The sequence below is a fragment of the Pontibacterium sp. genome, assembly GCF_041587635.1.
Lineage (GTDB): Bacteria > Pseudomonadota > Gammaproteobacteria > Pseudomonadales > Balneatricaceae > Pontibacterium.
On record NZ_JBFGYC010000149.1, the window covers coordinates 1 to 7,691 of the forward strand.

Annotated in this window: 8 protein-coding genes; 7 read left to right on the forward strand and 1 reads right to left on the reverse strand. The window is 52.3% G+C overall.

All coding sequences use genetic code 11. The annotated features are described in order from the left end of the window. The 5 genes from ABYW01_RS09325 to ABYW01_RS09345 form a co-directional block, all read left to right on the forward strand. A partial coding sequence (locus ABYW01_RS09325; RefSeq protein WP_372832280.1) for an OprD family outer membrane porin occupies positions 1 to 373 on the forward strand: 373 nt, incomplete at its 5' end. A gap of 322 nt (positions 374 to 695) precedes the next feature. After that, positions 696 to 1,418: a ZIP family metal transporter gene (locus ABYW01_RS09330; protein ID WP_372832281.1), complete on the forward strand. Its 723-nt coding sequence runs from the start codon at positions 696 to 698 to the stop codon at positions 1,416 to 1,418. Between the two features lie 255 nt (positions 1,419 to 1,673). Beyond that, entirely contained in the window at positions 1,674 to 2,393 is a 720-nt protein-coding gene (locus ABYW01_RS09335) for an ATP-dependent zinc protease (RefSeq protein ID WP_372832283.1), read from the forward strand. 8 nt (positions 2,394 to 2,401) lie between these two features. Then, positions 2,402 to 3,922: an inactive transglutaminase family protein gene (locus tag ABYW01_RS09340; RefSeq protein ID WP_372832284.1), complete on the forward strand. Its 1,521-nt coding sequence runs from the start codon at positions 2,402 to 2,404 to the stop codon at positions 3,920 to 3,922. Next, the gene (locus ABYW01_RS09345) at positions 3,919 to 4,875 is read left to right on the forward strand and encodes an alpha-L-glutamate ligase-like protein (RefSeq protein WP_372832285.1); all 957 of its coding nucleotides are present in this window, start codon (positions 3,919 to 3,921) and stop codon (positions 4,873 to 4,875) included. The genes ABYW01_RS09340 and ABYW01_RS09345 overlap by 4 nt, the downstream gene beginning before the upstream one ends. A gap of 49 nt (positions 4,876 to 4,924) precedes the next feature. Here the strand turns inward: ABYW01_RS09345 and ABYW01_RS09350 are convergent, their stop codons facing one another. Next, positions 4,925 to 5,782: a LysR family transcriptional regulator gene (locus tag ABYW01_RS09350; protein ID WP_372832286.1), complete on the reverse strand. Its 858-nt coding sequence runs from the start codon at positions 5,780 to 5,782 to the stop codon at positions 4,925 to 4,927. A gap of 134 nt (positions 5,783 to 5,916) precedes the next feature. On the opposite strand from ABYW01_RS09350, the gene ABYW01_RS09355 reads away from it, so the two are divergent. Both ABYW01_RS09355 and ABYW01_RS09360 read left to right on the forward strand, forming a co-directional pair. Next, the gene (locus tag ABYW01_RS09355) at positions 5,917 to 7,128 is read left to right on the forward strand and encodes an MFS transporter (protein WP_372832287.1); all 1,212 of its coding nucleotides are present in this window, start codon (positions 5,917 to 5,919) and stop codon (positions 7,126 to 7,128) included. A 145-nt stretch (positions 7,129 to 7,273) separates the two neighbouring features. Further along, positions 7,274 to 7,691 (forward strand): SDR family NAD(P)-dependent oxidoreductase (locus ABYW01_RS09360; RefSeq protein WP_372832289.1); only part of this gene is annotated, 418 nt, incomplete at its 3' end.

A 7,691-nucleotide genomic window follows, 5' to 3' on the forward strand; every position in this document is an offset into this window, starting at 1 on the left:
CAGCGATGCTTACGATCAGAAATGGGGCGGCGCGGATAACACCCAGTTCTTCACTTGGGGTGCTGTACAGCTGCTAGATTTCAACGCTAAAGACGAACAGTCTTTGCAGGCACGTATCGACTATGACGTACCGGGCATTCCAGGTCTGCACCTGATGGCGCGTCACACTGAAAGCTGGGATATCGACCATGCCGGTGGTGATGACGGTCAGCGTCATGAAACTAACGTCGACGTGAAATACACCCTGCAGGACGGCGCGGCGAAAGGCCTGAACCTGCGTTTGCGTGTAGCCAATGTTGATGGCGACGATGCAGTTGTACCGCGTATCAACGATATCCGCTTCATCGTGGATTACAAAACGAACCTGCTATAAACGCAGGGGAGTATCCTGCGACCGGCGCTCGATGTGCTTGCTGATCAGTCAATTCGGGGCGTTCAGCAACAGATCAAGCCCGGCGCGCAGGGCCTTTAATTCCCTCTGGTTATATTCGTACTGAGACACCTCACCACCCCTTCGGTGAAGGTCTTCTGTCCGTGGTTATTCTTTGCGTTACCGCGCTTGGTGGAGCCTGGGTCTCCACCTTTTTTCGTTTCCCTTCTGAAGATCGCTCGGTTTGCCCCATCCATATTAATCTACAGACGTTAGGTATAACCTAAGCGTCTTGCTGTATCGATTCACTAAGGTATACATTCCGATGATCCTCGACGTATTAACGATTGTACTGCTCTCCACGCTGGCAGGTGCTTGTATTCCTCTGGGCGGTTATCTGGCGAGTTTTGAGCATATTCTTCCTCGGTGGCTGGATCGCGAATTTCGGCACTTCAGTATTGCGCTGGGTGGCGGAATTTTGCTGGGGGCGGTGGCGTTTGTATTGGTGCCGGAAGGGATTGAAAGTATGGATGGCTCGCTGCTGTCGATTCCTGTGTTGTTGGCGGGCGGCTTTACCTTTTTTGTGATCGAGCGTGCGTTAGGGCTGCGTCGTCGTGAGTCGCCCCAGTTGATGGGGATGGTGCTGGATTATGTGCCTGAGGCGATTGCACTGGGTGGTTTGATGGCACTGGGGTCTCCGGTGGCGCCTCTGTTGGCATTGTTGGTGGGATTACAAAATCTACCCGAAGGATTTAATGCTTATCGTGAGCTATGCGCGCAATACAAAAGCCAGCATAAGACGATGCTGGTGATGCGTTGGCTGGTAGTGATCGGACCGTTGGCGGGCCTGAGTGGGTATTTCTTGCTGGGTGACCATCAGATGATTCTCGGCCTGATCATGCTGTTCTCGTCAGGGGGGATTTTGTATCTGTTGTTTCAGGATATTGCACCGCAGTCCCGTTTAAAGAAGCACTGGGCACCACCGCTGGGTTCGGTGTTTGGTTTTTGTTTAGTGCTCTATAGCCAGATGTTGCTCGACCTGCTTTGAAACGGATGAACCTCAAAGCCAATCAGCGGAGGTCTTTCGTATACCGCTTATTCTTACAAGGTTCTCGATCCTGGTCAGTTGAGCTTCGCCCTTATTTTCCCCCACCTTGCGGGCAAAGGATGGTTTCTGATTCAACCTTCAAAATCGACGCATCCATTTTGGCCAGCTATGCTTCAATACTAGGTAAGCCCGCAGTCTCTCGCTATCTGACGCCAATCCTTGGGGCTTACGCTTGGTCTATCAACGGAGTTTACGATGAGAGCATTAACCATGCTGCTCGCGATACTCTTGCTTCAAGGATGCATAGCAACGAAGAGTTTACAGCGTGATACCCATCAGGCTGCCCAGTTAGCGGCGCAGCAATGCAGCGAGACCCTGACTCAGGTGAATGACCTGATCAAGGCACAACAAAAGACGACCAAAACCATTGAGCGGGAAGCGAAAGCCCGCGCCAAGCTGATACGGCCTGATCAGCGTGATCAGGCGTGCCCGGATCTGCGTAAATCATTGCGCAACAAAACGATTGTCGGCGCGGTGGAGTGGGCCGTGGTCGATCTGGGTTCCAAGCAAATCATTTCCAAAGCCCGTATGGATACGGGGGCATCCACCTCTTCATTGAATGCCACGAATATCTCCGAATTTGAGCGCAACGGTAAACGCTGGGTACGCTTTACTTTGGCGGATGGTACCGAGGTTTCGAAGGTGTTGGAGCGTTATGTCAACGTGCGCCAGGCCAGTACGAGTAAGGATCGGCGCCGTGTGGTGAAACTGGGTATCAAGCTGGGGAATATATCCTATGTCGGTGAATTTACCCTGGCAGATCGTAGCCACCTGAAGTACGAAGTGTTGATTGGCAGGAACGTGTTACGGGACTTGATGGTTGTTGATGTAGCGCGTTTGTACGTGTTGGGGAAAAAGCCCAAGGTGACAAAAAAGTCATCGAAGAAAGTCCCTAAAAAAGCAGCGAGAAATTAGGGGGCTGCATGCAAGATAAGATCCCCTACTATTTACTTGTAACCCTCCTGATTGCAGTGGGTTTTGGTAGTGCTATCTATCGGCATATTAATCTGGATATTCCTTGGTTGCCGGGTGAAACACGCGAAGTCTGGCGTGTTGAAGCACGTTTGGAATTTACCGCCGACGGGGATGCCATTGTCGCTCAGATGGCGATTCCAGAAACCCACCCCGGCTTTACATTACTGGAGCAAGCGACTGCCTCTCCAGGCTATGGCTTGAGTTATCTGACCGAAGAAAAACGCCCGGCGGTGCGCTGGTCGACTCAGCAGGCCTCCGGTAAGCAGGTACTGTATTACCGCGCGCAGTTTTTGCTGGATGATAAACAAGATGCGGGCTGGCCACCGCCACCGGATGTATCCGAGCCGCCAATTCTTCCCGATCCGATCAGGCTGGCGGCGGGGCGTCTGATTGATCAGGCACAGCAGCAATCAGCCAATCAGATTACGATGGCCGCGCAGTTGATTAACGGTTTACGTTCGGATGATCAACAGGTGCAGCTGCTGAAACAGGATCGCTCACTGGCAGCGGCTGCGTTGTTACTGATGCAGTTGGCTGAAATTCCCGCGCGTGAGGTGACGGCGATCCGCTTAAAGCACAACCGACGTAATCAGGATAGCCTGCCGTATCTGATGGTGTATGCCGAAGATCAGGTGGCGTTCTTTAATCTAACAAACGGTAAAGAGGGACGGCCAGAGCGCCTGTTGATCTGGGAGATGGAAGATCAGCCGCTGATTGATCTTGAAGGTGGGCACAATACCCGCGTCAGCTTTTCCATGTTGCGGGAAGTGGTGCCGGTGCAAACAGCGCTGGAGCAAAAGTACCGTGATGTGAGTGCCATGCAGGTCTCTCTGCACAGCTTGCCACAAGAGGAGCAGCAGATGTTTCGCGGCTTATTGCTGATTCCTGTGGGTGTCATGGTGGTGATGATTATCCGTGTACTGGTGGGCTTGCGGACATCGGGTACTTTTATGCCGGTGCTGATCGCATTAGCCTTGATGCAGACGTCACTGGGGGCCGGTCTGGCCGGATTTGTGCTGGTGGTTGTGACGGGATTGGTGGTGCGCGGATATCTGTCCAGGCTCAATCTGTTGCTGGTCGCGAGGATCAGTGCGGTGATCATCGTGGTGATATTACTCACCGCTACGTTCTCTGTGATCGCATACAACCTGCGGATCGTTGAAGGCCTGAATATCATCTTCTTCCCGATGATTATTATCGCCTGGACCATCGAAAGGATGTCGCTGCTGTGGGAAGAAGAGGGTGGCGAAGAAGTGATGAAACAGGGTGGTGGCTCGTTATTCGTTGCTTTGCTGGCATATCTGGTGATGTCGAATGGTTATATCCAGCATCTGACCTTTAACTTTCCCGGTTTGCAGCTGGTGTTGCTCGCTTTGATTCTAATTTTGGGGAGTTATACCGGTTACCGCCTGATCGAGCTGGTACGTTTCAGTCCGTTTACAAGCAGTTCACAGGAGCCGCCTAAATGAGGTGGCTTATCTCTCCCAGACGTTTGCGCCAACTGGGTGTGCTGGGCATGAATCAGCGCAATATCGAGTATATCGCGGGACATAATGAGCGTCGGTTGTTTCCACTGGTGGATGACAAACTCAAAACGAAGGAGCTGGCGATTGATGCCGGTCTGAGTGTGCCGAAACTGCTGGGGGTGATTCGCTATCAGCATGAGATAAGAGCGATCAAAGCTATGCTGCATTCGCAGCCCGCGTTCTGTATCAAACCCTCCAAGGGCAGCGGTGGTAAGGGCATACTGGTGATTCATGACCATGATGATCAGCAGTACTTTAAACCCAATAACCAAGCGCTGACACTCACTGATATTATGCGACACACCTCCAATATTCTGGCGGGATTGTTTTCTCTGGGTGGGCAGCCGGATAAAGCGATCATCGAGGATCTGATCCACTTTGATGATCAGTTCATCAATTACAGTTTTGAGGGGGTGCCGGATATCCGGATCATTGTATTTCGGGGGTTTCCAGTGATGGCGATGATGCGGTTATCGACGGCCACCTCAGATGGTAAGGCGAATCTGCATCAGGGGGCTGTTGGCGTGGGGATTGATATTACCACTGGACATGCGTCCCATGCGGTGCAGTTCGACCGGCCGGTCACACATCATCCCGATACGGATATGCCACTGTCTGAAATCCGTATTCCTGACTGGCCGCAGCTGTTGTACATGGCGGCTCACTGTTATGAGATGTCCGGGCTGGGTTATCTGGGGGTCGACATCGTGTTGGATGCGCGCAAAGGTCCTATGTTGTTAGAGCTTAATGCCCGGCCGGGGTTAGCGATACAGATTGCAAATCATCAGGGTTTGAGTCACCGCCTTAGTGATGTTTCCGCATTGGATGAGCATGCGTTATCCCCGGATGAACGGGTAGCGTATGTACAGCAGCACTTTCAGGATTTCACGGCCTGATGACGACGGCTATGTCCGTTCCCGTTTAATACCTTTACTGGGTTTTATATCAATGAAGCAATCCGTTGCGTGCACCTTCGCGGATGGTGTTCGATAGCCGGGTAGACGCTTCGTTAACCTGTTTGGCAATAAACAGGGTGGTATTGGTTTTGGGCAGCTGAGGTAGGCCAGACTCGACCACGATCATATCGTGTTCGACGGTGGAGCGGGGCAAAACACCCACGCCAATCCCTGCCCTGACCGCAGTTAAAATCCCAGCCCTGCTCTGACTGCTAAAGGCAATGCGGTAATTAATATCGGCATCGTTCAGGGTGCTTTGTGCACACTCCCGGTGATAACAACCTTCAGGGAACACCGCCAGTGGCAAGGGCGAGCGTTGTTCAACCTGATGGGCCTGGGATCGTACCCATACCAGCTCATCCAGTGTCAGGCGCTCTCCGCCCTCTGAGCGTAGTGGCATCTCGACCAGGGCGATATCCAATTTCCCGTCATCCAGCATTTTTATGAGCTGCTGTGGGCGATGATCACTAAACACTTCCAGATTGGCCTCAGGGTAGGACAGTACAAAGGCTTCCAATATGGGTGTGAGTGCACGGGTGGCGTATTGATCATGGGTGCCCAATCGCACTGTCCCGTTGATCGTACCGTGCTGGTAATTACCAACGATCTGATCATGCAGATTGATCAGTTGGCGTGCGTCTTCTTCTAACTGCCGTCCGGCGGCGGTTAACCGAACCCCATATTGGCCACGTTCCAGCAAGCGCGCATCCAGTAGCTCCTCCAGTCGGTTCAGCTGCATACTGATCGTAGAGGGCGCCTTATGCAGGCTCTGGGCGGCATTGGTCAGGTTCTGTGTGCGCGCCACCGTAACGAACGTTCTTAATAGCGGGATGGAAAGATCTTTCATTTTTTATCTTCAATTTTATTGAAAGTATCGATCAATATTTATTGATATATTGAAGGTGGTCAAGTCACTAGAATGCGATTTTTTACTCACCGCGAAAGGAAAGCGGTGAGGTTCTGGAGACATAGACGGTGAGAATGGCGATTATCCTGGGGGCCAATCAGGTCCTGAGTCACGGGTTTGGTATCTTTTTATTTTCTGCGCTTTTTCCCTTTATGCGAGACGCATTGGGTATGACGCACTGGCACCTGGCAGCAGTAGGTATCGCGACACAATTGGCCTATCTCGGTGGAGCATTGTCGGTTGGTGTGCTGGGTCGGCATCTTTCAGCAGAACAGATGGTGCTAGCAACGGGTATTGCGAGCGCTGCGTTGTTGCTGGGTTTATCGATGCTGGTGCAGCCGATACTGCTGATAGCTGTGTTGTCGCTACTGGCATGCAGTGCGGCGATCTGCTGGGGTGCAATTGTGGGGTTGATCAGTCAGCACGTGACGGCAGATAAAGCGGCGACCTACCTGTCTGCATCGGGTAGTGGCACTGCGTGGGGCTACGGTATCAATGGTCTGATTTTGTTGTGGTGGATCCCTGTGTTTGGTTGGGAAAGCGCGTGGGTGTTCACCGCCTGTTTTGGTGCAGTTGTGGTATTGCTGACCTTGCAGATGATTCGTGCCTTACCGGCGTCCGCTGAGCTCCGGGAGTCTCAGGCATATGATCTGGACAGCTATGACAATGCGTCTCTGTCGATGCGTCAGATGTTTCGTGCTGTCTTATCCGAACACCGTGCGTGCATGAGTTGCTTGATCTACTTTCTGGTGGGTTTCACCTGTATCACCTTCACCAGCTGGCTCAACACTTACTTAGATGAATTGGCACAGCGTGAGGCATTGTCGGGTAGCACCTGGACGATTCTGGGTGTCAGCGGAATGATTGCGGGCATCGCTATTGGAAAACTCGCGGAGAAAAGGGGGCATGCGTTTGCTGTACTGACGATGTCGGTGGGGTACGCAGTGGGGCTCGCGGCCTTTAGCTTTGACCCGGTTCAGTATGCTTTTGTTGCCGGAGTGGGGTACGGGGTCATGTACTTTCCGGTCTGGGGTATTATTTCATCCTGGGTGGCGCAGCGTTATTCACCGATCGCAACCATGCAACTGAGTGGCCTGGGGATGGTCGCCTCAGCGATGGGGGGCAGTGCCGGTAATCTGACCGCTGGTTATATCCAAAACACCACCGGCTCTCTGTCATTGCTCTATCTGATATTGGCACTGGCTGCGGTGATGCTGATTGTGTGTGCTGGCTTGATGGTGTGGCATGGAAGGCGAGAAGAGGGTGTGATGCAGCCTGTGTCGTGAAAGATCGGCTATTCCGCGACATATGGCGTTGCGGGGGTATTGATACTCTTGGGTAGTCATTGTCCATTGAAAATAAATTGAAATTCAATATCCAGTATGGCTATGTGTATGTTCACTAATAATAAAATGAACATATAGGCAGTTTATGTTGAAAGATAAAGTAGCCGTCGTGACCGGGGCGGGTTCCGGCATGGGTGAAGCGGTAGCGTTAGAGCTCGCTCGACAAGGGGCATCCGTCATATTGGCGGGACGTACGCTGGAAAAACTGGAGCAGGTGGCGGCCAGAATTACTGTTGCGGGCGGTCAGGCGCTATGTGTACCTACCGATGTCAGAGAGCCGAAACAGCTGCGCAGGCTGATGGCGACTATTGAAGAATGTTACGGTCGTTTGGATCTGGCATTTAACAATGCCGGTGGGCACAGTGACTTGCTGCCGTTGCATGAGATCAGCGATGAAGAGTGTCAGCAGGTGATGGACCTGAACTTTTCCGCAGTGCTCTACGGCATGAAATATCAGATTGAGTTGATGCTGAAATCCGGTGGTGGTGCCATCGTGAATAACG